This is a genomic window from Methylobacterium sp. Leaf399, assembly GCF_001424525.1.
Classification (GTDB): domain Bacteria; phylum Pseudomonadota; class Alphaproteobacteria; order Rhizobiales; family Beijerinckiaceae; genus Methylobacterium.
Genome location: NZ_LMQK01000031.1, coordinates 14,815 through 39,537, shown reverse-complemented (window position 1 = coordinate 39,537; position 24,723 = coordinate 14,815). Strand labels below are relative to the sequence as shown.

General features: G+C 64.8%; 16 protein-coding genes and 1 pseudogene. 5 read left to right on the top strand and 12 right to left on the bottom strand.

From position 1 onward, the window contains the following. Positions 1 to 181: 181 nt before the first annotated feature. From ASG40_RS15205 to ASG40_RS15190, 4 genes are read right to left on the bottom strand one after another with little or no spacing between them, the layout of a single operon-like run. Complete coding sequence (locus ASG40_RS15205; protein WP_055887564.1) at positions 182 to 2,386, bottom strand: glycosyltransferase family 2 protein; 2,205 nt, start codon at positions 2,384 to 2,386, stop codon at positions 182 to 184. Further along, complete coding sequence (locus ASG40_RS15200) at positions 2,383 to 3,039, bottom strand: acetyltransferase (RefSeq protein WP_055887562.1); 657 nt, start codon at positions 3,037 to 3,039, stop codon at positions 2,383 to 2,385. Before ASG40_RS15200 ends, ASG40_RS15205 begins: the two co-directional genes overlap by 4 nt. Then, a complete protein-coding gene (locus tag ASG40_RS15195; RefSeq protein WP_055887559.1) occupies positions 3,036 to 4,139 on the bottom strand; it encodes a DegT/DnrJ/EryC1/StrS family aminotransferase in 1,104 nt (367 codons plus the stop codon). The genes ASG40_RS15200 and ASG40_RS15195 overlap by 4 nt, the downstream gene beginning before the upstream one ends. Next, on the bottom strand, positions 4,136 to 4,549 hold the full coding sequence (locus tag ASG40_RS15190; protein ID WP_082524101.1) for a sugar 3,4-ketoisomerase: 414 nt from the start codon (positions 4,547 to 4,549) through the stop codon (positions 4,136 to 4,138). The genes ASG40_RS15195 and ASG40_RS15190 overlap by 4 nt, the downstream gene beginning before the upstream one ends. 546 nt (positions 4,550 to 5,095) lie before the next feature. On the opposite strand from ASG40_RS15190, the gene ASG40_RS15185 reads away from it, so the two are divergent. Continuing rightward, positions 5,096 to 5,674, top strand: a complete 579-nt coding sequence (locus ASG40_RS15185; RefSeq protein WP_156387756.1) for a hypothetical protein — start codon at positions 5,096 to 5,098, stop codon at positions 5,672 to 5,674. 1,499 nt (positions 5,675 to 7,173) lie between these two features. On the opposite strand, the gene ASG40_RS15180 is transcribed toward ASG40_RS15185, so the two are convergent. The 5 genes and pseudogenes from ASG40_RS15180 to ASG40_RS15165 form a co-directional block, all read right to left on the bottom strand. Beyond that, the gene (locus ASG40_RS15180) at positions 7,174 to 9,057 is read right to left on the bottom strand and encodes a DUF6538 domain-containing protein (RefSeq protein ID WP_156387755.1); all 1,884 of its coding nucleotides are present in this window, start codon (positions 9,055 to 9,057) and stop codon (positions 7,174 to 7,176) included. 397 nt (positions 9,058 to 9,454) lie between these two features. Beyond that, on the bottom strand, positions 9,455 to 11,620 hold the full coding sequence (locus ASG40_RS15175) for a DEAD/DEAH box helicase (RefSeq protein ID WP_055887548.1): 2,166 nt from the start codon (positions 11,618 to 11,620) through the stop codon (positions 9,455 to 9,457). Beyond that, complete coding sequence (locus ASG40_RS15170) at positions 11,620 to 13,239, bottom strand: HamA C-terminal domain-containing protein (protein ID WP_082524100.1); 1,620 nt, start codon at positions 13,237 to 13,239, stop codon at positions 11,620 to 11,622. Before ASG40_RS15170 ends, ASG40_RS15175 begins: the two co-directional genes overlap by 1 nt. Positions 13,240 to 13,367: 128 nt before the next feature. Next, positions 13,368 to 13,526: pseudogene (locus tag ASG40_RS20730) on the bottom strand (LexA family protein); the annotation flags it as partial. Then, entirely contained in the window at positions 13,523 to 13,771 is a 249-nt protein-coding gene (locus tag ASG40_RS15165; protein WP_055887543.1) for a hypothetical protein, read from the bottom strand. The gene ASG40_RS15165 and the pseudogene ASG40_RS20730, both read right to left, overlap by 4 nt. A 42-nt stretch (positions 13,772 to 13,813) precedes the next feature. Between ASG40_RS15165 and ASG40_RS22595 the strand changes: the two genes are divergently transcribed. The 4 genes from ASG40_RS22595 (at position 13,814) to ASG40_RS20725 (ending at position 20,336) form a co-directional block, all read left to right on the top strand. Further along, a complete protein-coding gene (locus ASG40_RS22595) occupies positions 13,814 to 14,134 on the top strand; it encodes a DUF6894 family protein (RefSeq protein ID WP_443136622.1) in 321 nt (106 codons plus the stop codon). Between the two features lie 182 nt (positions 14,135 to 14,316). Further along, positions 14,317 to 15,582: a VapE domain-containing protein gene (locus ASG40_RS15155; RefSeq protein WP_156387754.1), complete on the top strand. Its 1,266-nt coding sequence runs from the start codon at positions 14,317 to 14,319 to the stop codon at positions 15,580 to 15,582. A gap of 105 nt (positions 15,583 to 15,687) precedes the next feature. After that, entirely contained in the window at positions 15,688 to 17,895 is a 2,208-nt protein-coding gene (locus tag ASG40_RS15150) for an AAA family ATPase (RefSeq protein WP_055887534.1), read from the top strand. A gap of 5 nt (positions 17,896 to 17,900) precedes the next feature. Continuing rightward, positions 17,901 to 20,336 (top strand): hypothetical protein, encoded by a 2,436-nt coding sequence (locus tag ASG40_RS20725; RefSeq protein WP_162243326.1) that lies wholly within the window; start codon positions 17,901 to 17,903, stop codon positions 20,334 to 20,336. A gap of 89 nt (positions 20,337 to 20,425) precedes the next feature. Here ASG40_RS20725 and ASG40_RS15130 read toward each other — a convergent pair whose 3' ends face one another. The 3 genes from ASG40_RS15130 to ASG40_RS21300 all read right to left on the bottom strand — a co-directional run bounded on the left by ASG40_RS15130 (position 20,426) and on the right by ASG40_RS21300 (position 24,017). Continuing rightward, complete coding sequence (locus ASG40_RS15130; RefSeq protein ID WP_156387752.1) at positions 20,426 to 21,013, bottom strand: hypothetical protein; 588 nt, start codon at positions 21,011 to 21,013, stop codon at positions 20,426 to 20,428. Next, positions 21,010 to 22,008: an ArdC family protein gene (locus ASG40_RS15125; RefSeq protein WP_082524098.1), complete on the bottom strand. Its 999-nt coding sequence runs from the start codon at positions 22,006 to 22,008 to the stop codon at positions 21,010 to 21,012. The genes ASG40_RS15130 and ASG40_RS15125 overlap by 4 nt, the downstream gene beginning before the upstream one ends. Positions 22,009 to 23,309: 1,301 nt before the next feature. Beyond that, complete coding sequence (locus tag ASG40_RS21300; protein WP_156387751.1) at positions 23,310 to 24,017, bottom strand: hypothetical protein; 708 nt, start codon at positions 24,015 to 24,017, stop codon at positions 23,310 to 23,312. Positions 24,018 to 24,723: the final 706 nt, after the last annotated feature.

The following is a 24,723-nucleotide window of genomic DNA, read 5'->3' as shown; positions in this document are numbered from 1 at the left end:
AGTTCACTTGGATTGGTTCACAGTCTACCAGTTCATTATGAAACGGCCAAGCTCGGAAAATGAACCACCGCCGTGCTGGTGCAGGAAGGGCATACCCAAAATGCACCAGACGGTTTAGCTGCTATGGTTGAAAGCCTAACTATTGGCGTTCCATACAGGCCGGCTAGAAGCCTGCCGGTCGTCAGCGGGTCCAGAGCGCCCGCCGGGTGCGCCCAATCCAGCGAAGGAACGCGGTGGAGCGCCACGACAGCGATTCGCGCATGCGCAGGCGCGAGGCCAGCGCCGCCTCCAATTGGGTACGCAGGTCGCCCATGACAGCATCCGCCTCCCGCAGGCGGACCGCCAAGCTATCGACGTCGTCCCCGCGTCGCGCGTCGGTCTCGGCCAGGACGGCGGCCCGTCCCTCGGCGTCCGCCACCGCCGCGTTCAGGTCGGCGACCTCACGGTCGTAGCGGAGATCTTTCTCCGCGGTGGCCTGCGCAAGGCGGGTGATCGCTTGGTCCTTCTCCATCCCTGCCTGCGTGAGCTGTGCCACGGTGTGGTCAAGCCGGTGGAACTCACGCTGCAGGTCCCTGACGGCGCTCAGGTTGAACACGTCGAGGGTGCCCGACCAGGCACGCAGGCGATCGAAGTCGGCCGGCGTCCGGGCATGGGCATGGAGGGTGTCGAGGGCAAAGCGCTGCATGTAGGTGTGGGGCTGCCGTTGTGCGATCGCGGCGACCCGCAGGGCGACCGGGTCGGTGGCGGGTCCGCCCTCTTCGCCGAACACCTCTCGGAACAAGTCGTCGTCGATGGTGACAAACCGCCCGAGGATTGGAGCGATCTCGTACTGCGACCGCAACATCGTCTGCACCGTCGGCGCGCTGGTGTTGGCGTCGTTGTCGCGGATGCGGAATGCGCTCAGGGGCTCGGGAAGGACATGGATGCCGTGGCCCGCGATCAGCATGCGGACCCACATGTCGTAGTCTTGCATGTTGGTGAGACGTGGATCGTAGGCGCCGGCGGCCTCGTAGGCCTCGCGCCGGATCATGGCGGTGGGCGCACACAGGCAGTTGCCTTCGAAGAAGAACTGCCGCAGCCAGGTTCGGCGCGAATAGTCGGGAAAGCGCAACGGCACGGTGAAATCGTTGAACGGCGCGGTCGGCAGCCCGTCCTCGCCGACGGGCCGCGGCTGGCCGAACACCAGGGAGACGTGAGGGTTCGCGTCAAGGAAGGCGACCTGCCGAGCGAGCCGTCCGGGCAGGGCCCAGTCGTCGGAGTTCAGGATCGCGAGATAGCGGCCGCGAGCGCGGGCGATGGTGGCGTTCATCGCCGCCGAGATGCCGAGGTTGTGCGGGTGCGCCTCCAGGCGGATGCGGGGATCGTCGAAGGCCTGGAGGATCGCCAGGGTGCCGTCGGTTGAGCCGTCGTCGGTCACGACGATCTCGAAGTCCTGGAACGACTGGTCGAGCACGCTCTCGATGGTCTGGCGCACGTAGGGCGCGTGGTTGTAGGACTTGATCAGGACCGAGATCGTGGGCGCGGCACCCAGGGTCGCCGGGACGGCCGGCGGGAGTGGCGCTGCCGCGACCCGCGCGACTCCCTCCGCGGCCTCCCACCACAGCGGCCGGATGCAGGTGGCGTCGGGGACGAAGCCGTCGACCGCGAGATCGGCCGAACCGGCCTCCATCTCGTCCCAGAACCTGCGCAGCTTCTCCTTCGTCCAGAGGTATTGCTGCGCGAAACCGTTGGCGTGATCCACAGTGCCCAGACGCAGGGCCTGGGTCGCCTCCCGGGTCGCGTTCCGGTCGAAGCCCAGGTGCTTGTAGTGCCAGAGCATAAGTTCGTCGCGGGCGGGGAGGTGGAGGGCGCCCACGGGCTCGGCCGCGTGACGTCCCGGCCCGAAGCCGGTCTCGCGCAGGGCGCCGGGGTCGAACACGCTGAGCTTATTGAAGGCGATGCGCGGCCGGCCGCGGGTGACGCGCTCCACCAGCAGGCCGGCGTCGTCGGGCATCGCCTCGGTGTTCATGTCGAAGCCGAGCGCCGGGATCAGGGTGACGCCGCGCTCCCGCTGCTCGGCGAGGTAGTCGGCCATGCCCCGCCCGCGCAGGTGGAGATGCTCGTCGATGGCGGTGACGATCACCCAGTCCGCCCGGCCGCGGCTCTCCTTCCAGGCCTCGTCCTGCATGGCCTTGTGCGACAGGACGAAGGACTCGGCCTCGACCCGGGCAAAGCTGCGCAGCTCCACCTTCGGATGCGCCGCCAGGATCTCGCGCGAACCGTCGGTGGAGCCGTCGTCGTAGATGACGTAGCGATCGACGAAGGGATCGTAGTGGCGGAAGAAGAAGCCGAGCATGTCGGCCTCGTCCCAGCACACGGTGTAGAGGTGGACAACGGGGAGCTTCACGTGACGGGCAGTCCCTTGTAGCCGCCGATGTCCCGCCGGACGATGCGGGCGGGGTTGCCGAGAACCAGGGCGCCCGGCGGCACGTCGCGGGTCACCACCGCGCCGCCGCCCACGACGGCGTTCTCGCCGATGGTCAGTTCGGGCAGGATCGTGGCGCCCGCCCCCACGACCGCGCCGCGCCCGATGGTGACATGGCCGGACACGACGACGCCGGGGCCGATGGAGACGAATTCCCCGAAGCGGGCGTGATGGCCGATGCTGGCCCCGCGGTTGATGAAGACGTGGGCGCCGAACGCCGAACGGGCGCCCAGCGAGCAGCCGGCATTGACGTAGGTGCCCGGCCCGATGTCGATCCGGCGGGGCGTCGCGACGGTGGGATCGACCAGCGTGAACGGCGTGACGAGCCCGGCCGCCCCCGCCTCCCGCGCCCCGGCCTGCCGGTGGGCGGGGGTGAACAGCGGCACCACGAACGCCAGGGCGCGCAGGGTTTCGTCGAGGTCGGCGACATCGAGGGCGCGCACGCCCTCCCCCAGGTGGCACTCGCCCGGCCGGTTGCGGACGCCGGCGACGATGGGGATGCCGGCGCGATGCAGGCTCTCCTCGACGTCGACCAGGATCGGCGAGCCGGTTCCGAACAGCAGGATCCCAGTCATCGCGGACCCGCCTCGGCGAAGGTCAGGACCGCCTGAGCGATCCGCTCGGCGGCGTCATGGGCCACCTCGGGCTGGATCGGCAGGCTCAGGAGGGTGTCGCTCAGCCTCTCGGTGATCGGCAGGGGGTGGGCCGCGCCCTCGGCGAAGGCGGGGTGCCGGTGCAGGCCGGGCGCGTAATGCACGGCGGTGCCGATGCCGGCGCCGGCCAGATGCTCCTTCAGCCGGTCGCGGTCGGGATGCGCGATGGCGAACTGGTGGTGGACGCAGCCCTCCGCCTCCGGCGGCAGGGCGATGGACGGACAGGCCGCCAGACCCGCCCGGTAGCGCGCCGCGATGGCCCGGCGCTCGGCGTTGCCGGCATCGCAATGGGGCAGGAGCGCCAGCAAGATCGCCGCCTGGATCTCGTCGAGCCGGGCGTTGAAGCCGAGGGTCTGGCTCACCCGACCGCCGGGCGAAAAGCCGTAGGCGCGCAGCGAGCGCAACCGGCCGGCCAGGGCCGCATCGTCGGTGACCACCGCGCCGCCGTCCCCGACGCAGCCGAGGTTCTTGGTGGGATAGAACGAATAGGCCGCCGCGTGCCCGAAGGTGCCCAGACGGCGTCCCCCCAGGGTGGCCCCGTGCGACTGGGCGCAATCCTCCACCACCGCCAGCCCGTGCCGGCCGGCGATGGCCATGAGGGCGGGCATGTCGGCCGGATACCCGAACAGGTGCACCGGCATGATCGCGGTCGTGCGGGCCGTCACCGCATCCGCCACCGCGGCCGGATCGATGCAGCGGCTGGCGGCATCGACCTCGACGAAGCGGGGCAGAGCCCCGCACTGCAGGATCGCCTGTGCGCTCCCGGCGAAGGTGAGGGCCGGCAGGATCACCTCGTCGCCCAGGCCGATGCCGAGAGCGCGCAGCGTCAGCGCCAGGGCATCCGTGCCCGAGGCGACACCGATGCCATGGCCACGGCCGCAGTAGCGCGCGAAAGCCGTCTCGAAGGCGTCCACCGCCGCACCGAGGATGTAGTCGGGTCCGCTCAGGACAGCCGACACCGAGGCGTCGATCTCGGGTCGGAAGCGGGCGATGCGGCGCGGCGGGGCCGCCTGCGGGATCATGCGAGGCAATCGGCCATGAAGAGATGCGGCTGGGCTCTGTCGTAGTGGCGGGTCTCGCCGTAGCGGGCCGAGGCGCACACCAGGAGGAGCGTGCCGGGACGGAAGTCCTGCAGGTGGATCAGGATCCCCGGCTTGATCCACAGGGCCCGGTCGTAGCCGTCGAGGCCGATGGCGGTCCGCTCGTCGCCGTTGTCGACCTGGATCTCCACCGACCCGGTCAAGGCCACGATCAGCTCGTCGCAGGAATTCGCGTGGCCGCCGCGGGTCACCTCCGACGACGAGACCTTCATGACGAACACCCGCTCCATCGGAAACGGAACGTTGCTGAAGTGTTCGAAGGCCAGTAGGTCGCCGCGCATGTCACGATTAACACGCTGGTCTATGAATTCGACGCCATTGATGAGGCGCATGACTTACCGTCCCGACGACATGGTTTTCATGGCACCGTATAATCCGATATTCTGAAATGCAAACTCGGGATTAATCGGAAACATAATTGCCGAATGCTCCCGGCGACACTGATGGGAGGCTTCGTTCCAGGCTGCCCGGAGGGGTGGAGCGTGTCGCAAACTCAGATCTGGGACGCGGAACGACCTCTTCAGTTCCGCTTTCACGCTTTAGTTTGCCATCGGAAGCCCGAAGCAGTGCGCGAGTAGCTGGTTCTGCGCCCGTGTTCCAGTTCCTGGACGCGAGCATCCTGCCCGATAACAAGCTGGTAGCGGTTGCAACGGACGATGCCCTCGACCTTGGTCTCCTCTCACTCTCGCGTCCACGTCACCTCGGCAGTACGGGCCGGCGGTTGGCTCGGGGTCGGAAACGAGTCTGTCTACGTGAAGTCGCGTTGCTTCGATCACTCCCCCTTCCCCCTGACTACCTCCGCCCAAGTCGACCTCATCCGGCGGGCGGGGGAAGCGTTAGACGCCCACCGTAGGGAGCGGAGGACCCTCCACCCCGAGGTGGGCCTGACCGACGCCTACAACGTCTTGGCCAAGCTCCGGGCCGGCACCATGGTTGCCTCGCTCGATGAGGAGGACCGGGCGATCCTGGAAGCTGCCCTGGTCGTGGTCCTGCGCGAGCTTCACGACGACTTCGACGCCGCGGTGACGGACGCTTACGGCTGGCCGGCGAACCTCACGGACGACGACATCCTCGCGCGCCTCGTCGCCCTCAACAAGGCGCGGGCGGCGGACGAGGTTCGGGGCATGATCCACTGGCTGCGCCCGAGTTTCCAAGTGCCGCGCCTGGGCATCCCTGCCCAAGGGACCGGGGAACAGGTCGAGGCCGACCTGGTGGTCGCGGACGGGACCGCCGGCAAGCCCGGCTTCCCGGCCGACGACATGGCACAGACCGCCGTGGTCATCGCTGCCCTCATGGGGGCGGCGGGTCCCCTCGACGCCCCCGCCATCGCCTCGGGATTTCAAAAGGCGCGCCACCTGGAGGAGCGGGTCGGGGCGGTACTGGCGGCGCTCTCGCGCTTGGGCTTCGTGACCACGACGGATGGGGGACGTTCCTGTGCGCTCCGACGGGCAGCCTAGGAGGCTTGTCTTGGGCGCGAGCGAATGGTCGGCAGGCCTCTTAAGATCGCGACCATCCGGGATCAGGGGAGTGGATACGCTAGACCTCGGCCCATTATCGCCGTGATGCGGGCCATGGCTTCGGCCACAGCGGCGCTGAGTGGCAGGCTGGTTCTTGGGCGAGGCGGTGAGCTTGCGGATTATGATCTTCGAGAGGGGGTGGGAGGGCCCTGAGGGCCATGCCTTGAGCATCCACCATTTCCTGGGTCGCAAGCCCCCCGTAACATTGCTACGAGCCTTTCTAGGGGAGCGGGTAGGAGCTACGGAGGATAGGCCCGTCGCCGGGGAAGCCTGCAACGTCGTCCGATCGGTCGCCGGGGAATTACCGCGGTACTCGCCGTAGGCGAGGTCTACGTGCGTGCGCGCGAGGGATGGATTCGGCTCAATCAACACGGTGGATCGAAGCGTCCCGCGAGGGGCTTTCACGACCGCGCACAGGGCCTTCCCCCCGGCGACCCTCTTCTGGCCTATGTCGACAACACGGCCCCCCTCCACGGTCGGCGCCGGCCGATTGGTGGCCTTACGGCGTGGCCCTCGGTCAGGCCGCTCCTCGACTAGGACGCGCTCCCCCTCCCGGCGAAGTACCATGCCCTCATGGGTCCGGCGGCAGACGCGGAAGGCCCCGGCCGGGCGGATTAGGCGCGTCCGCGGCAGGTTCCAGAGTTCCAGGATGGCCTCCTCGGGCCAAGTCATAATCTGGCGATGGTCGATGGTCCAACTGACACAGTAATTGGCGGCGCCGCCGGGATGTTCGACCCTGTCGCCATCCATCCATATGTCGAAGAACTTCATCGTAAGCTTAGCCCGCATGGCATCAATCTTGTCGTCGGCCACCCTCCACAGGGCGTGGATATGAATGTCCCACAGGCCCTGCATCACGTCGTAGCGGATGTGGATGACGGACAGGACGGGGGCGATGATGCCAGCGGTGACGAGGCGTCCGACGTGCCGGTCGTAGTCCCGCACTAGGGTCTCAAGCGCCTTGTCGAGGGTACCGGGCGGGGCCTTCCCCTGCTGCGGGCGGAGGCCGACCATGCGGAGGTTCTGCAGGTCTTGGTCCTGATGGAACGCGTCGAACGAGAGAGCCCACTCGGCCGCCCGGCGGCGAAGCGGAGTGGCGAATACTGGCCGGCCAACGGTCTCGTTGAGGAGGTGGACGGTGCGCGTGGATAGGACCACGAGCGCGGTCTCCTGGGGTGGCCGGAAATCGTAGCCGTGCCGCTCCAAGATGCCTATCACCCGGGCATCCGACCGGTCCCCCTCGGCTCGCGTTAGGCGCGGCTTAGGCGACCGCCGCCGCTTCCGTGGCTCACGGGGCGAGGGCTCGTCATCGCATTCGATGGAGGCTGGGGATGATGATTCGAGCAGCATGGCTGGGCATCGGGGACCCGCCACAGCAGCGGGGTATTACCCAAGCTCAGCTATTCGCATGCATATGTCGATGGCCCAGTTACGGGACGTCATCGACGTGACTTTTTAGCCCTGGCTGCCCGCGTTGCCTTCAACTCCATATCTCTTTCGGCGAGTGCGATGAACGCCGCACGTTGCTCGGCAGCGTCTGGCGCGGCAACGCCGCGGGTACCGCGGTAATCGAGGTGTGAAAGGTCCATCCCGATCTCAATGCGATCTAAGGTTTCCTTGAGGTGGCTCATGAAGACGCCCTTGGCATAGCGCTGGCGCTCGCTCGCTCGAATAGGGCTGTCGTGACCCGTTATTTCATCAGCCCAGCCCATGTTCAGGCCGGGCATATTTTGTAGATCCGTGGAGACATTATGTCGAAACGAGTGAAAATCGACTAGTTCTTTGTAGGTTTCAGTCCTCATTCGATAGTACGTGAACCATCCAGAGAACGCGGCAGAGCGGCGCTTGCCTGGACCTTGTGGGATCAACTCAGGGAACAAAGGCTCTTTGAGGTCGCGCCCGAAGTATCGATGCTCTAGGAAACCCATACGGAGCAGTGCTTCAGGAAGTGGAAGGTCACGCGGACTTTCCACAGTCTTACTGGCTCGAATGCGCAGGACGGCAATGCCAGCGATGAACTCAATATCGCCTACAACGCGCGAGCAGATCTCGTCTTCGCGTGCACCTGTAAGTCGCCCCCATAGCGTGACCCAGAACCGGGCATCCCGGTACACTATCTGTCCGGCAACGGTTCGGCGTTGCAAGCTCTTGCACCCCGAGAATACTGGCGAGGTGAAGAGCTTCTCGACCATCGCCTGCGGCCAAGCATCCCGTTCGTGACGGGCATGCCGCCCCTTAGGTTTGGACTGGATGAACCCCTCGAACGGATTCGTGTCCCCCCGAGGAAGGTGGCCATTCGTCTGCAGCCAGTCCCAGTACTCCTGAAGGTTGCCGAAGTGCTTGTCCACGGTGGCAAGCTTGAGGCGCGCAACAGGGTCTACGCCTGGCTCGGCCGCCGCTTTCCGAGCCTCGGCGGCCTCAATGATCTCGCGCACGGGCAGGCCACGCCATTCACGCGCCTTGTCGTACAATTTTGGAACGAGGAACAGAAGGTTCCGCCATTGTGATGCATCCTGGCGCGTCACAGCGGATGCCGGCTTGTCTCCGATTAGGGCGAGGAAGAGCTTGCGGGATGAAGACGCGTTCGAGGCCGTGTCCGGCTTCCACCGCCCATCGTTGCATTTGGCTGTCTCGAACTCAGTCCACCGCGATAAAAATGGGATCGAAGGGGGCCGGGGGGCCGCCTTCTCGGGCTGTCGCGACGCCGAGCAGCGCGGCACAGGTGTGAGGCTTCCACGCTCCGCTTCGGAACGCTCGTCCAGTAGGGTGGCGAGCCCTCGCAGGATGGTGCGAGCGAGGAAATGGCCGTCTGGGCTGTCCCGGTCAATCTCCGGCGCGATGTCCTCCAGGGCGCCTGCCACGACAGGCTCTAGGCTCTGCAATGCGTCTGGTCGCCGCCCAGAGAGCGCCGCCTGGGCCGTAGCCTTGAGACGAGGGCGGACCATCATGTCGCCGACGACCCGCATCAGGTCGTCCATCTCCCGCGACTGGTTGGGGCCCATCATCTCACCCTCGGCCTTCGTGAAGTACGCGAGGCCGCCAGTGGTGGCGATGTTGACCTCCCATGCCTGCGCGTGCCGGTCGATCCAGCCGCGAACCAGACAGTCAGCATCCGCACGGTCGATGGTCAGGGTAAGATCGGTCAAGAGCGGGTCCAGAGCTACGCGAAGCACCCTTGCCCGCGTAATGGCAACGGTCCGCGAATTCGTTTGCAGGTTCACGACAATCTCGCCCGGCAGCGCGAACGGCACAAGACCGGCCGGAAGTCGCGCCCGGAACCGATAGCGGTCACCCCGCTTCTGCAGGTAGTGTCCGTGCTGCACCCCGTACTCCCGATGTGGACCAGCAATGTGGACCAATCGGGCACCACCCGAGGGTGGATCCGCCTAACCTATGGGCACGGTACACGAAATTGGAACTTGGCTGGGGCGCCAGGATCCTGGCCCTCGGATCAGCCGACGAAAAGCCGCTGTCAGTTCAAACGGTTAGCTCTCAAGCCGTCAGGGGATTTGTAGCAGGTTCGAGTATCGGCAGGCAACCTCCCGTCAACGGTCGCGGTCGAGTGTCGGCGCCTGAAGTCGGGGCAGGTTTCGACCCCGAGGAGACGCTCACGTGGGTCTGAGTGATGACTGAAACTGGCCGAAAGCGGCGAATCCGCTTCCAAGAAGACCCGTCGGACGGCGAGGCCTGAGGGTCACGGCGCCGCGGTGGCGTTGGCCTTCATCGGGCGTAGGCCCGTGATGGCAGGTACGTGCGCACTGCGAGAAGCAGCTCGCGCTCGAACGGATGCAGGTTGATCGCGTCGAAGTCGGCGCCCGCGAGCATGCGCAGGCCCTGGTCTACGTCGTCGATGCGACCCCAGGCCCTCATCAGCTTCGAAGCGATCTCGGCCGGTACGCCGTACTCGTCGAGCGCGAAGAGGCCGGCCGGCATGAAAAGTGAGTCGGCCTGCGCGGCAAACAGGCCGTAGTCGCCGGGGGCGCCGCGTTCGCGCCGCAGAATGACGTCGGCTTGGATGCGGCTTAAGGCCATCAACTGGCGGCCGAAGGCGTAGCCGACGTAATTGCGCAGGAACGAAAGCGCGGCCTCGACGGCCTCGCTGATGCCGACGTCGTCGCGCCGTTCACGAACGCGCCGGTCGACGAATTGCCTGAGGTCGTCGGCCGCCATGAGGGCCGTGAGCGCCGCCTGGAGCTGGTCGCCCGCGAAGATGCCGTGCCGGCGTAGCGAATTTCCGCGGTCGATGTGGTCGTAAATTAGGTCGCATACTGTCCGGAGCTGCGGCGAAGAGGGCACGCCGCGCCACCGGAGGAGGCCGGGGTCCCGGTCGAGGATCTCGGCCACGGCCGCGCAGGTTGCGTCCTGCCGCTCGACCGGGACGTACCGATTCGCCCTGATGGTCGCCGCGTCGAGCATCGAGCCGCCGAATGCCTGGGCAAGCCGGTCGCGCGAAACCTCTGAAAGGCTGTCCTCGGGTAAGTCGAGAAGAAGAGACAGGGGGGTTGCCGCGTCCTGGCGGCCGACTGGCAGATCGACTGTATGGTCGCCGGGCTCCACCGCCGATTCTAGCACGAAGACCTTGCCAACGAAGTAGCGGTTCATGCGGCCGGCGCGTCCGGCGATGTTCCGGAACGTGAAGTCGTCGATGGTCTTCGTGTTTCTACGGCGGTCGAAGATGACAACGTTCTCGGCGACGGTGTTGACGCCCTCGATGATTGTGGACGTGCAGACAAGAATCTTGATCTTCCCCTGCTCGAAGGCGCGGACCATGTACTGCTGGATCGCGCGTGGCACATTGCCGTGGTGGATGCCGACGCCGCGTCGCAACGCCTGGACCACCTCCCATTCCGGCGGGTAATAGTGCGCTAGCCAGTCCGCCGCGTCCCGCGTCGCGTCGCAGGTCCCGAGGTCGCAGCCAACGTAGACATGCCTCGCCGCGTCACGGGCGCTGCGGGGCGATTGGCAGTACACGAGCGTCGGCCCGGCCAGCGTGCCGCAGAGCTCGACCAGTTTCCCGACGCGCTCCTCGCCGCGCTGCCGCAGGTTGAAGTGTTGTATGTCGAGCGCGACAGTTGTGAAGTCGGACGGGATGAAAACGTGCCTGTAGTCGGCCGCCAATCCCCCAACGGACGAGATATTGGGTCCTATGAGATAGAACTGTGCGCCCTGCCGCGCCAAGTGATGGAAGCACAGGTTGAGGTCGACCGTCCGCTCGTCGTCCTCCTCGCGCACGTCGAGCTTGTAGAACTCGTCGATGACAAAAAAGTCGACATCGCCGAGATCCTTGCGTCCCAACGCGCGCTCCTGAGTCAGGACATAGACCGTCGGCCGCCCGTCCTCCAGCCGCGTCTGGCTCGAATGGGTAATGATATCGTGGGACTGGCCCAGTGTGGAGGCGATCCGCCTCCGCGTCTCGTCGATCAGCGCGATCGTCGGGACGACGATGACCGCGCGCTTGTGTCGGCGCGTCGCAAGGACTGCGTCGATTACCAGGCTCTTGCCGACGCTGGTGGGCGCGCTCAGGACGACGTTGCGGCCCGCGACGAGCTCTTGGAACACGGAGAGCTGCAGGCTGTGGAAGAAGCGCTCCTCGCCGACACCATGCACGCGGTGCGCTTCGACGAGAATCTGGTCCTCCAGGTCACGGCCCTTCGCGTGATCGGCGTAGGGGAACAGTCCGACCTCGCGCACCAGGGCGTCGAGCAGCGCGTTGTACCCTTCGGGCAGCGTGGCCTTGTGCGCCAGCAGGCGTATTACGAGCTCGCGGGCCATCGCCACCGTCCGCTCGTCGTTGGCCAGCCGCGCGACCTCCCGGAAGATCGAGAATCGCTGAGCGGCGAGCTTGTCTGGGTCGGCTAGGCAAGCGCGGATCAGGTCCGTTTCCATCAACGCCCCCTGAGCCGGGTCGTGAAGTCCCGTTCGAGCGTCCCGGCGCACTCGACCGGGACGAGGAACAGCGACACCTCCACGCCGCGCAGCTCGTCGCCGATGCGGGCCTTGATCCTCTCATACTCGTCCCGGACCTCCGCCTGGAGGAGAGGCACGTAGGCGAGGTTGAAGCCCGCGCTCAGGGTATCACTGTCGTATGCGACCAGGATCGGCAGCCGGATGACCCGCAGCAGATCGGAGGTCTTGCCGGTCGCGCTTAGGATCCTGTCCAGGGTGTCGGCTCGGAGGTGGCGGGGTTCGCGGAGCTGCAAGATGATGTCGCGCTCCTCGACCAGGACGTCGCGGGTCAGCGCGGTGCGCAGTTCCGACAGCACCTCGTCGATGACTGCCCGATGGGACTGAGCGGTGACCAGACGGGAGCGCCCAAGCCAGATTTCGTCGCCGCCGGGCAGCGGAACGATGTGCGCGCTCGTAGATCGCAACTCCCCCGCGACCAGGAAAAAGATCCGACACGCGATCGGCTCGGCCCCGAAATGGTGGCGTAGGATGGCGTGCAGCATCAAGCCGGCGACGAGGCGCGGCATATCGGGCGGCCCGCGCCGGTCCAAAGCCCTGAGCGCTTCGCCGGGCAGCCGGCGCGCCGACAGGTGGTTGAATGTCGCCAGCATTCGGGGCGGCAACGCCACCTCCGGCAGCCAGTCCAAGAGATGCTCAATCAACTCGTCCTTGCGCCACGCGTCGCCGTCGTACTCGACGTCGTAGGCGTACAGGGCGCGCTTGGCGGCGGCGTCGGCAACGCTGCAGAGCTCCGAGAAGAAACTCGGGGCGTCCACCAGTTGGTAGACCTTGACGTGCGCCGCGACGGCGGCACGCATCAGGTTAAGTTCGCCCTCCCACCATGCCACGCAATCGGACCGCCGCCACGCCTTCTCAGCGGGGTCACTCGAGGCGGCGTCACCCATCGCGCGGGTCTTCGCCGTCAGCCGTGCGTACACTTCGTCAATAATGTGGAACGCGGGGGTGAGGCCGTGGCCATGCGCGAGCCTAAGCAGTGTCGTCGTGTTCCTGGCTTCCAGCGCCCTCTCATCGGATTCGACCTCCCACAACAGGTTCCGCGACCAATGGGCGAGCGTCTGGTCGGAGAGAGACTTGACATCGGGATATCTCTTGGCGAAGGCCTGGACCAGCGCCTCGAACGCCGCCTCACCTGAGCGCCGCGCCCGGTCCCGCGTGAATGGTACCAGCTTGGCCGACACCGCTCGGGTAGTCACGATTCGGTACCATGGCTCATCGCCTCCAGCGTCGCATAGAAGGGACCGCTCGCAGATGGAGGTGCCCTTCCTGCCCTTGTCGCGCGCCGTCAGTTCCTTGAGATTCCACTTGCCGTCCGACTCTGTGGTTTTGACCTGTACGTACTCGCTCACGCGCGCCGCGGCCGCCCCACGCCGGACGACGATGTCGTCGGCGGTCTCGCATTCGAGCTGGTGGATTGTCGGGTCCTGAAGCATCTCGAGGGCGATCCTCGCCGCGACGTGGTCCTGGATGCGGAAGCCCCGCCGGGCGGAAATGCCGCCGGCGTCGGATGCTCGCAACGCGTCGGTAGAGCCGTCTGTCACCCTGGGTCCCTGGACGCGATGGCATGGCGGGGCGAGAGTTACGTAAGGTTGAGGCAGGCTTTAGGAAAGCCCATTTCGCGAGGGAGTAGACGGCATCCGAGTGGTTGTGTCCGGCGGAACGCACGGCGATTCGGCACAAGCCAGCGCGGCAGCTCGATCGCCTGCTCTTGGAAGTCGTCGGCCGGCGACGGAAAGCCGGCGCAGAGTGCCCGGCCCATGACTGGCACCCGCACGGTTGCGATGGCGTCGCGGGGTAGTTCCTCGATGCGGAAGAGAATGCTGCTCATCTTGCCGTCACCCGGCCGCGCACGAAACCGCGGGAGACTTCGCGTCGAACGGCCTCGGTTCGGCGCTCGGCTGCCGCGAGGTCGGTCAGGGCGTCGGTGACCGCTGCCACGAGGGCTGCGCGATCATCGCCGTGATGGGCGTCGCGATATGCCTGCGCGATGCACACGGCCTCGGTGCGCTGTGTAATCGCCCCGACCGGTGGCTCGTTGTGCGGGGTCGTCCCGCGCTCGGCGATGGCGTGCATGCGATCCCCCGGCTCCTATAGAACACAAAGTGAACAAAGCCGATGACGGGGCTGGGTTTAACGAGGTTCAGGTCGGCGCCGAAACGGCGTGGGGAGCGCTGTGGACACGGAGCAAAAAGCGCAGTGACGGTGCAGCGTTACCACTTCCACTGCGTCGGCGGCGGGGGCGATGCGGCCTTCGACCTCTCGGGCCGCTGGGTGGGGCGGCCGCGCATGCTCGGCTCCCAGGCGGATCGCGTGGCGTGGGCATTGATGGAGGGGGCACCCGGCACGGATTGGTCGGGGTGGTGGGTCGATGTCCACGACGCGCGGGGGCGCCGGGTTCTCGTGCGTGCATTCGCGGACGTATGCGCCGGACGATGAGGCTTTCAAGACTGACGGCCTCCGAGCCGACGAGTCCAGAGGCACGATCTGTCGTGTCTCAGGCGTTCGAGCAGGGTCGGACACGTGCTGAACGCTCCGTCCATCTCGCAAAGTGTTTGAGACGTGGTGGTCCGGCATAGTTAGGAGACCCGCACAGGAAGGGTCTCCGACTGGAGGCCATCGTGACGCAGAGCAGTCAGACGAACCAACCGACCACCTTGGATCCCGTGCACCTGGTCAGATCATACATGGCGGGGTTAGGCCTACGAATCCTCTTCGACGGTTCGGTCCGGACTGGCGGCCGACCGCTTCAAATTTCGGGGCCGGAAGACGCTGAGGCCTGGATCGCCCGACCGTTCGACTGGAGTGTTGCGAGCATCGTCGATTGCGTAATGCTGGAAATTAAACGCGAAGGTCTCAAGCTCGGTACCAGCGACGTTACCCGTGCTGTTCGGCAAATCGTTCGGGAGGATCAGCGGGGACGGCTCGACTGGGTCATGAAGCCGTTACTGTTCGCAGTGCTCGACACTGCCGAGCAGCAGAAGGCACGGGACGAATGGGTGCGCCTTGCGGAAGCGGTCTTCGACCTCGACGCTGCGCTTGGGGTCGCCGTGCTCCAGCATTTCATCTGGCAGGTAAAACGCAAGCAACTCGGGCTTACCGTACGTCATCATCTGATGCCAGTGATCTTCGGTCCCGAGCAGGGCAGCGGCAAAACGATATTTGTGCGCCAATTCCTGAGCCCGTTGGAGGAACTGGCCAGCGATCCCGTTCTGCTGTCCGATCTCGCGGATCGGCGGAGCGGCGACGTGCTTCGATTTCCAGTTGTGGTCATCGACGATGTCGAGCGCCTCGACCGAAGCCTGTATGCGGTGTTGAAGTCTTTGATCACCGCTGTCGATCTCAGCCGACGTATTCTCGGAAAGTCGGCGGTCGAGAAGCGGCGCCAGTGCTCCACTCTGATTGGCACCGCCAACGAACCGGTCCGTCTGCTGATCGCCGACCCGACAGGCCACCGCCGCTTCGTGGAACTGCGGTTCCGCAACGGTGCCGTCGAGAAGGGAGGAGATCCAGCGGTATGGCGGGCGGTCAACGAGACCGACTATGGTCTGCTATGGCGGTCAGTCGACGGGTTCAAACCCTCGCCAATCGAGACACATCTTGCCGCGTTGGCGGCGTTGCAGAACGCGGCGGCGCCCGTGGACCGGCTCCGAGAGTGCCTCGTCGGCCTCGATGAGCGCTCCGAGGATGTCGCGAACATCACTGACCGGGGCTGCGTTCCCGCAGATAAGTTACGGCTGTTGCTCTGCGCGTTGCTGCGCACGGAAATCAGTGGGAATGAGTTCAGCGCGCGCATGGCGGTTTTCGTGCATGATCCCGCCGTTCCCTTTGCACCCAAGAGGCGAGGCGCAAAAGGGTACTTCTACCCCCTCAAGTCATTCGCGTGACCTGCGGACTGTGTCGCTGTCTCGCCTCGGCTCGATGGTGACAAGGCCTACATTGAGTGCACGGTCTGCATCGTCTGCACGGCCTACACCGGCTACATAGTGTGCATGACGGACAGCATCTCGAACTCGGCGAGCGACGCCCAAGCGGGGACCGATACGATCGGTCACCTGAACTTCGCCGACAAATACCGCCCGAGCACCTTCGACGAGGTGTTCGGGCAGAAGAGCGTCGTCGACTGCCTCTCCGGCCTGATCGAGCGCGGCCGCATCGGTCGCTGCGTCCTGCTGCATGGCGCCGTTGGCTCTGGCAAAACGACCTTGGCGCGCATCTACGCCAGGGCACTCAACTGTAAGGCGGAGGACCCAAAAAGTTCGCCGTGCTACGACTGCGAAGCTTGCGGGGCTTCACAGGCTGATTCGATTCTCGGTTTCGAAGAGTACAATATCAGCCGTTACGGTGGCGGAAAGGAGACGGTCGAAAGGGAGCTCAAAGCGTTCTACGGGCGCGATAAAGTGTCTCGGTATCGCATCATGTTCTTTGACGAGGCGCACATGCTGACGAAAGATGCGTGCGATTTGCTCCTCAATCACGTCGAGGAGTGCCGTTCTGATGTTGTGTTCTTGTTCGCCACGACTGAGGTGGAGAGGATCCGCGAGGCCCTACGTTCGCGCCTGTTCGACTTGCTGGTGCACCCACTCGCAATCACCGACGCCATCGAGTTCCTGTACCAAGCCGTTGTGAAAGAGGGGATCAGGCACGAATCCGGTGCGCTGGAGTTGCTCGCCGGCCTGCGCAAGGGCTACCCGCGCGACCTGCTGCTCGGACTGGAACGGGTCTGTGACCGTCGCGATTGCGTGCTGACGGTCGCACAGGTGCGTGCTGCCTTCGACGTCGATCAGACGTTGGTCCTTGTCGATTACTTCAAGGCGCTTGCCGATAGCGACCGCGACTCTGACCGCGATCGGCCGGCTGAGGTCGTGTCCGCTTGGCAGGAGGCGGCACCCGACAAGATCCGGTGGATCCAGGCCTTCCTCGTGCACGTCTACCACAACGAGATTCTCGGCCGGCGCCTCGTCGTCGATGGCGTGATCGAGGCGATCGCGGCCGACGTGCGCGCGGACATCGTCTGGAGCTTCTGCAAGCGCCTTGGCCTGACCGATCCGGCCGATCTCGCATCGTACTGGGTTCGACTAATGAACTTCTGGTCCTCCCCCGTGACCGAGGTTCACGAGACCGTTCTCAGTCTGCGCTTGACGCTGTTTCATCGGTTGGCTGCCTCAACCGCACTGGACGACGCCAAGGAAGCGACCGGGCGCGGGAGTCGAACCGGTCATGCCACGGCGAGCGCGTCGGCGACGGCACGAGCGGCGCTCGGACCATCCTCGGGCTTCGGGCCGCCACCGACCCCGCGCCCTGGCGCTCGCAAGGTGAAAGATCACAACGGCTATCTCACCTTGTACGACGTCCGCCAAATCGTCCACGCCGCCTCGTTCCTGGCGCAAGAGTACGGCGTCCTGTTCAACGTCGCCTTCAAGATCCGGCCTGCGCTGATTGGAGCGCGGGAGGCGCACGCGGCCGTGACGGCGATCATGGCGTTTCGTGACGATTTAGCCGCGCAGACGCGGGCTTGGGGCGGAGAGCTGATTGCCAGCATCACCGTTCTCGAACGCGACGATCAGGGCATGGTGGGTCGGATCGTCGCGCATCTGTATGCGCCCAACCTACAGGAACCGGCTGACGCCGACGGTGCCGGCCAGACCGGAGACTGGGCTCGTGCATGGCGGGACGGGGCGAAGCGCTTGAGAGGCGATGCGGTGGTATTCGAACCGGCGCCCGCGGGCGCTCGCGCGGCGCTCAAGTTCCACTGGAAGCAGACGCTCGACCTGTGTGCCGGGCTGGACGAAGAGGTCGAGGCGTTCGACCCAACGAGCGGGAAACACGTGTCGCTCCTCAAGCTGCTGCGCGTCAAAGCGCGGCGTCCAGGACCAGTTCGCGATCATCCCCTCGTCGCGATCCCCGCGCCGCTGTCTGACGAGTCAATCGCCACGGCTTGCCGTAGTCGGCTTGAACCCCTGTCGGCCTTCGACGACTCTGCCTGGGGAGAGCTGACCACCGGGTGGGAGTTGGAGGAGTTTCCCGAACGGCGAGCGACCCGAGCCGAACGCGAGTGTCGGCTGGCCGGGGTCTTCCAGCGGTTCGGTGAGGGTACGCCCGAGGCCAGCGCTGAGGTCGAGCGCATTGTAGGCACTTGGCCGAGCGACCCGCGGCGGCGACAGCGCCGCTGGCGCGGTTGGTGGGCGGGACGGCCATGACTGTGATGCGCGACGTCGACTTCCTGCTCGCTGCGCTCACAGGCGATCCTCTGCCCACAGATCGGCCGATGGTCTATCGATACCGCTCTGGCGCTCTGCGTACGCGCATGATCGTCGCGCTGCGCGATCTTGTAGAGCGGCGCGGCCTTGAGCTCTCACGCGAGCGACCGCCCTTGGGCCCGGAATTCGACGAAGCACCTCTTTGGTTCAGTCATCTGCCGCAGCCGGTGCCGCTCTTTGATTGGCCTGCACGGACATCGAGACGCAAAAGCCCCGATACCACGAAGGCTCCGCTTTCCGCCGATGCACTGCATGCATCACTGGCGCGCCTCTCCAACAGCCTCGATGTGCCGGGGATCCATTTTGTCGAACATGGCAGCAAAGTCGACCAGCATCCCGGCTGGGACACGGTAAGGCGCGCTGCGCTGGTGATCGAGGAACCAAAGATCACCAGCGAGAGCCTGCAGCCGGTCCTGCGCTACCTCGCCGCCACCACCGACCTCGCCCTTGGGGCTGATCTGCTTGGCCAGCGCGGGTTCCTCACAAGCTTCACAGATTTGATTGAAGAACGCGTGGGCCTGCCCGCCGTCATCCAGGCGTTCGAGGAGCGCGTGTTGCTGTGCGTCGACCCGACGACGCATCTGTATGACGACGTGCGCTACCAACGTGATGTTTCCGGAAGGCAGGTCCAACGAGTGCTCGTGCCCTACCTGCGTGATCTCGTGGCGCTGCGTCGGGAAGATGACCTCGTCGATCTACTTTCCGGGTTTGATGAACGCCGGGCGACCTGGGGCTGGTCGGCCTATCGCCTCGTGGTGGAACTCTACAAGGCGGCGGGTCGGCTGCTCGAGTCGACGAGCGATCGGCTTGCGGTTCGTGCGAACGCTTATTCGCGGGTGGCTGCGTATAGAATCACGGAGGGCGCGGTGCTGTGGGGCGCCCTACTGCTTGTCTGGGAGGACACCTTCGTCCGCAGTGTGCGCGAGGACGATGTCGGCTACCGGCGCGGCCCGGACTTGGTCGTGCCGGGATTGGCTGGCCTCGGACGGGACTTCCTCGCACGCGAGGACCAAGCCGAGGCTTGCGACCCGTTGGACGGTCGGTGGTCCGCCCTCGGCCGCAGCTTGGGTCGTTGTGGGACAGATGATCGGGACGACTCGCTGGCGAATGCACGCGGCAGCCTCGTGCGTGTGCTCCATGCAGCACTAGCTCGCGATGATGAGGAGCGGCCGGATTGGTTCCGGCATCTGCAGGAAGGGGTTTTGGCCGCTTGCGCTCGACTCGACGCGAAAGTGGTTCGGGACGAGGAGTGTGAGGCTAATTCAGAGGGGACAGAGGCCAAATTGCCACCCCTGATCTGGAACATAACCCCCGCACCGCGACACCGGTCGTTTGCCACCGTGATTGGTCGGAACCACGCGGCGGCGGCGTTGTCTCGGCACGCGCGCGAGCGGACCGACGGAGTCGACTTGCTGCTGTACGGCCCTGCCGGGGTCGGCAAGCAGGAGTTGGCGCGATGCTACGCGCGGATGGTGTTGTGCACGCAGCCCTCTGCTGATGGCGCTGCATGCTGCAAATGCGAGTCTTGTCGAGCCATCGAATGCGGAAACGGTGGCCGCATCGAAGTGGACGGAACACGCCCAGATATCGCACGCCTCACGGATCAGATCGTAGAGCGCGTGCAGACGGGCACACTCCTAGCCCAACGTTTAGTGTTCGTCATCCGGAACGCAGACCGCTATCCGCCGGAGGCGTTCGACAAGCTGTTGAAGGTGATGGAGGACGGCCGCAAGGCGAGTTTCGTGCTGCTGGCGCGCGAGCGTGAGGGTGTTCGGCTGGCCGGTCAGTCGCGCTGCTTCGACTACCGGGTGCGTCCGCTTGCACGGTCGGAGGCCAGGCGGTTCGTGCGTGAGGCTCTCGTCGCCCGCGGCCTTCAGCCCGACGAAGCCATTGTCACGCTGCTCGTTGATGCGGGCGAGAGTATACCACGGCGCCTGCTGGAACACTGTGAAACCTTGACTGAGATGGGGCCGGCAGGCCTTGATGAAATGCGCGAGCAGCTTGGCTCGGGGTGGCCGGGGGCTCTCGCTGCGGACTGGCCGGAAATCGTCGCTGGATCGTCGGACGCTTTGCCGGACGTCAGGCAGTGGCCCGGCCCAGAGCGTGCCGAGCACGTACGCCGCATACGGGCCGTGCTGCACTGGGTTTCCCTGCCTGGATTATCGGCGAAATGGCGTAACGGTGCTGGGGTGGATCCAGCGCTCCGGCATCTGCATGAAGGAGTACGCCGAAGCCTCATGGCCAAGATGGTTTGGCAGGCCGATCGGGAGGGTACGGCCGCTGAAACTGTTTGGGCACGGCTGGTCGAGACTTGGTTGGCAGATTGGTTGTCGCCAGACTGGTGTAATAGTCTTATTGCAGACGTACCAATCAATAATTGAGCGCAGTGGGCGCTAAACCTTTATAACACCGACTGCGCCTAGTGGCAGATACTGCGGTCGCGGTAAGACTTGCCGCTAACTGCGAGAGATCATCGATGTGGGGCGGTTTGTTGGGCCCCGCATAGGTCGGCGTGCAGGGCGCGGAGGTAGAGCCAGGGGAAGGCCAGTGCGTCGTCCGCTGTCGCCTCGCCGGCCGCGATCAGCACGGTGAGCTTGAGCGCGAGGTCGGCGTGGGCCTCTGTCGGCGCCAGTAGAAGGTGGCTGGCCGCCTCGCTGAGTTCCCGCGCCGTCCGCGCTTCCTGCGCGCGGGCTGTACCCAGGCCGGCCGCGGCTGCCGCCTGTAGGAAGGCGGCCTGTCGACGGCGCAATTCGGCGGTGAGCCGGCGTGCGGTCAGGCCGGTGCCGAGGCGTCGCGTGATCGTGGCGGCGTCGGCGGCGTAGTCCGGCGTCCCGCGCCGCTTCGGCAGGGGGACACGCGGATAGCCGTGGGCGGTCACCACCAAATCCTCAATCCGGTCGAGGGCCGCCAGGGCGGCGAGGTGCGCCTCCAGGGCGGCCTCCACGCGTACGAAGGAGCGGGTGACCGCTGTTGGCTCGTCCCTGTCGGGTCCGGTTGTCGGCGTGGTCGAGCGCAGGGCCGTGAGCACCCGGCGGGACAGAGGTGGCACCGTAGTCATGCCACGCTCCCGGCACTGGAGTACGGGGCGGTCGGCGTCGCCCTTGTGGGCGGTGAGTCGGTGATGAAGTTCGGCGTGGCGGGGTTGTGTTCTGTATTGTCTTGTCCTGCGGCGCGGGTTGCGTCGTTTTGCGGCTGCAGGGCGGCGAGGTAGTCGGCGGCACGTGAGCCGGCCGTGGCCGCTGTCGCCAGCGCGCGCGGATCAGCTTTGAGTAGCGGCAGCCAGGACGCGAGGTAGGCGGCGTGGTCCGGGTGGGGCGTGCGTGCCAATCCGAGGTCGGCCAACACGAAGGCGGCGCCGAGTTCAGCGACCAGTTCCTCGGCCGCATAGGCGCGGCGTCCGAAGCGGCCGGTCAGGTCACGGGCGAGGCGGTGGGGGGCGCCCGTCCAGTGTACGAGTTCGTGCGCGAGGGTGCCGGCGTAGCCTTCCGGTGTGCGGAAGGCGTTGCGGGGCGGCATCCGGATCGTGTCGGTGGCCGGGATATAACAGGCACGGGTGCCGCCAGTGTGGATGGTGGCGCCCGTGGCCGTAACGAAGGTGTCGAAGGTGGGTTGCGGGGCGGGCGGTAGTCCTGTCGGGGCGGTCGCCTGGGGCGCGGCGTCGACTTGGGCGATGTTGAACACGGTCGAGGCGCGGGCAACGAAGCGGGCGGCGGTCGTGTCGCTGTCGGCGCTGGTCCCGTGCGTTGTGTCCGTTCGGGCGCCGGTCGGCAGGTCCTTGTAGAACAGGATCAGGGTGCCGCGCTCGCCGCGACGAACCTGGGCGCCGAGGGCGGCCCACTGGCGGTACGTCGCCCAGCGGGCATCCGCATAGGCATTGGCTTGCGCCGCGCACCATAGCGCCAGGATGTTGAGCCCGCGGTAGCGCTTGCCCGTGAGCGCGTTGCGGGGCAGCGGGTTGGCGCCGTGCCAGGGTGGGGTCCATGCAGCGGGATCAGCGGTGTCAAGCTGTTGCAGGATCGTCGCAGTGACGCGCTCGTGCAGGTCGGTGGCCATGAGCGGGTGGGCTCCTTCTCGCCGCGATGAAGGGAGCGGCTTCGAGAGCGGGATTCCCGGATCAGGGGGGTGAACCACACAGCAAATGGGCGGATGTGTCCGGAAGCTGAGCTGGAGCTCGCGGGTGCGGGGCGTGTCGCCATCCGGGCAGCAGTACGTTGATGTGACCGCTGAAGTTTCAAACACTTAGCGTGTCGTGGATCGGCCAGCTTTGGTGGATGTGGCTCGGTCGGTACTCCCGGGCAGGTTCAGGCTGGGGTGGGTGCAAGCATGGATGTGGACGATGGCGCGGAAGGTAACGTCGCTGCTCTGATGAAGGTGGGGGCTTCGGTCCATCGCGCTGCGCTGTGCCGGGGCCGGTCCGCCGGGTTATTCGTCCGTGGCCGTGCCGGTGGCCCAACGGTGGTGTCGGGTGATTGCGGCGTGTGGTTTGGATCTTGGTGAACGTTGGACGGAGGCCGTCTTGCTGGAGGCAAGGCTTTGCCGGGCGACCGGCGAAGCCGAGCTGAGCCGCAGGGCTCGGGTCCGGATCTCGGAGCCACGCCTTCGGTCAACCGTCAGATCGACGTACAACCTGGTGAGAGGGAGGCCGGGGTTGTGCTGTCGGCCTTTACGTACCGCTTCCCGCCGCGAGGCGGACAACGCGAACGGACCCCATCTGCTCGATCTGCGGACGTCGGGGCCGTTCCGGAGGTTTGGGGTCAACCCGTTCCCTCCGTCCTGTGAACCTGTCTTGCGACGGGTCCACTTTTGCCGATGCCATTCGGCGGGTGACCCGGTTACTCCCTCCCGCCTGGATAGCGGTGACGACCGGGGCTCATAAGGAGCTGGCTCTTACCTTTGGCGGGTAAGCTTTGTGTAACACCGTTACAGCAGAGGAAGCGGTTGAGGGCTGATCCTTCGCCCAAGGGTTATGCGCCGAGGCCGCTATGGTAACCTTCAAGTGCAAGCGGGCCAAGCTTCGAGTCAGCGCGCAGTCGGAAAATCTCAATGCTACCTTATGACCCTCAACTCACCTGGGACTGTCCGTTTCGAGGGGGTTTAGTTGAGTGACCTGTATGACCGGGTGGGTGGATTGTCGCCCGTCTGCTCTTGGACGGTTGAGCATCGAACCGGATATAGCCGCTCGGACCACTTGCGACCCTTCCCAGGTTCTCGGGATGTCGGATGCGGGGCCAAAGGGTTAAGGTTCATGATCTTTCGATAAAGGCTATCGAGTCAGCGTTAGGGATTGGGTTTCAGTCGTGCGCGGCGGTGCAAGAGGGCGAAAGGGGTAAGCGGAAATTGTTTGTCCCAAAGCCTCATTGGCCGAGAAGTCGGAGCGATGATTTTAGAGTCGTGATTTGCTGTTGGCTAAATGCGATACCTGAGGGCTCGAAGCCATCCGGTCCACTTGGACCGAATGTAAGTAATAGCTCATGAGTCCTAGTTCTGTTTAGATTTAAGATCGGAGCGCCGAGGCCTGAAACTGAAACTAGCTTAAGACTAGGTGCGATGCCGAGGCCCGTGACAACAGCAAATTTGAGATCATAACTATAAACGTCAATCTTTTCAGGCTTCTTATTGCCTACTTTTGACGATCTAAGCAAAGCTGCAGCTCTAACGTTTTGGTCAAGAAATCGATAAATTCCCAGGTCGGAGGAGAGAAGCAGAGAGCTACCGCGACGATCGACATCTTTGCAGAAATCTTCGTTCCCTTTTGTTATTCGACCAACATTCCAGTAGGTATAGGTAGTATCTGTCCGTGTCGCGGTTGAAGAGGCGTTCGGGTTAAAACCGAGCCCAAAATTTTGTCCTATGGTGACCCCCGACTCTGCTCCATTCGGAAAGGTGCGATTGTAAGTCACGGTCGGTGACAAGGTCGTTGCTTCGGCGACTGCGAGCGTGAGCTGTAGCTGCATACTGTAGTTGTCGGGTATCGCTTTGCCGAAATTAGACGGTAAGGCATTTATACGATTGATAGATGAAACTGCCTCGCAGAAAATGTTTTGCTTGATGTTGTAGATCATGTTGTCGCTGACGTCCTGAGCCTCCCATGGCTCCGAAAGTCGGGGTGCTTGCAACCCACAACCAGCCAGCAACGCTGGAAGCAGCAGGAACCCGAGGCGCAACATCGGAACGTACGGGCGTGTCATCGGCATCGATCAGGTAAGTGTAGTTCCAAGTTTTTCGTTTATTGCTTCAACATGCTCAGGCCGCAGTGAAGTCAATGTTAAATCGACTGCGTCCCCCGATTTTTGTACAATCATATGGCATTCGGGACCTATAATGCTTGCCACCATTGGAAGCAGAGCTACATCTAATCCACCAATTGTCATATTGAGCGAATTGGCAAGTTGTATTGGAGCGAGTACTACGGGGATTTTATAGCAATAATCTCCGAGCTGAAAATCTCCAACGTTGCAAGGGGGCGAGTAAGGCAAAACAACCTCCAAAGTTTCCAGCACCTATTGCTGCATAGCGAGCCGCGAGTCGCAAGGTGGAGACTTCGATATTCCCGGGATGTTGCTCGGATACATCACCCAAATGGAAATAGCCGGCCAACTGAGGCGGCGGGGATCCGTGCTGAGGCTGTTCGTTCCGCGGCGTGCCAATGAAAAAGTGAGAGTGACCCGTCTCAAAGAGCCATGTTTCAAGGCTGACTTGGACCGGCGATTGACGTTTGCTCTCCAGCTCAAGCGATAGCAGTTGGACCGCCAACGAGTGTCTGCTTCT

What these genes read in the sequence shown, in the direction of transcription:
- ASG40_RS15200 (WP_055887562.1), bottom strand. Translation starts at nt 3,039, where the DNA reads ATGACTGGGATCCTGCTGTTCGGAACCGGCTCGCCGATCCTGGTCGAC.
- ASG40_RS15195 (WP_055887559.1), bottom strand. Translation starts at nt 4,139, where the DNA reads ATGATCCCGCAGGCGGCCCCGCCGCGCCGCATCGCCCGCTTCCGACCC.
- ASG40_RS15190 (WP_082524101.1), bottom strand. Translation starts at nt 4,549, where the DNA reads ATGCGCCTCATCAATGGCGTCGAATTCATAGACCAGCGTGTTAATCGT.
- ASG40_RS15175 (WP_055887548.1), bottom strand. Translation starts at nt 11,620, where the DNA reads ATGGAAACGGACCTGATCCGCGCTTGCCTAGCCGACCCAGACAAGCTC.
- ASG40_RS15165 (WP_055887543.1), bottom strand. Translation starts at nt 13,771, where the DNA reads ATGCACGCCATCGCCGAGCGCGGGACGACCCCGCACAACGAGCCACCG.
- ASG40_RS22595 (WP_443136622.1), top strand. Translation starts at nt 13,814, where the DNA reads ATGACGGGGCTGGGTTTAACGAGGTTCAGGTCGGCGCCGAAACGGCGT.
- ASG40_RS15150 (WP_055887534.1), top strand. Translation starts at nt 15,688, where the DNA reads ATGACGGACAGCATCTCGAACTCGGCGAGCGACGCCCAAGCGGGGACC.
- ASG40_RS20725 (WP_162243326.1), top strand. Translation starts at nt 17,901, where the DNA reads ATGCGCGACGTCGACTTCCTGCTCGCTGCGCTCACAGGCGATCCTCTG.
- ASG40_RS15130 (WP_156387752.1), bottom strand. Translation starts at nt 21,013, where the DNA reads ATGACTACGGTGCCACCTCTGTCCCGCCGGGTGCTCACGGCCCTGCGC.
- ASG40_RS15125 (WP_082524098.1), bottom strand. Translation starts at nt 22,008, where the DNA reads ATGGCCACCGACCTGCACGAGCGCGTCACTGCGACGATCCTGCAACAG.
- ASG40_RS21300 (WP_156387751.1), bottom strand. Translation starts at nt 24,017, where the DNA reads ATGATCTACAACATCAAGCAAAACATTTTCTGCGAGGCAGTTTCATCT.